Origin of the sequence: Streptomyces sp. SID1328 (assembly GCF_009865595.1) — a bacterium.
Classification (GTDB): domain Bacteria; phylum Actinomycetota; class Actinomycetes; order Streptomycetales; family Streptomycetaceae; genus Streptomyces; species Streptomyces griseoluteus.
In genome coordinates, this window is record NZ_WWKH01000231.1 from 1 (window position 1) to 320 (window position 320).

A 320-nucleotide genomic window follows, 5' to 3' on the forward strand; every position below is an offset into this window, starting at 1 on the left:
CGCCCGGCGCCCGGTGTCTCGGCGGTGGTGACGGCGGCGATGCCCCGGTACCGGGCGGCGGGCGAGCCGAGCAGCGCGGCCATGCCGTCCAGCGAGCGCGGCACCAGCACGACCACCCGCCGGGCCCAGCGGGCGCCCCAGGCGCGGGAGACGGCGGGTACGGCGCGGTCGGCGAGCCGGGCGTAGCCGCGCAGGTCGCCGGTGCTCTGCCCGGTGCCCAGCACCAGGCTGTGCGCGCCGCTGACGGCACTGACCGGCCCCTGGTCCCAGAGCTGCTGCCCCGCGCCCTGCGCGGGCCCCTCGGCGGCGACGTACCAGCC

General features: G+C 80.9%; 1 pseudogene. It reads right to left on the bottom strand.

The features are described from left to right. A pseudogene (locus GT030_RS06525) lies at window positions 1-320 on the bottom strand (hypothetical protein); the annotation flags it as partial.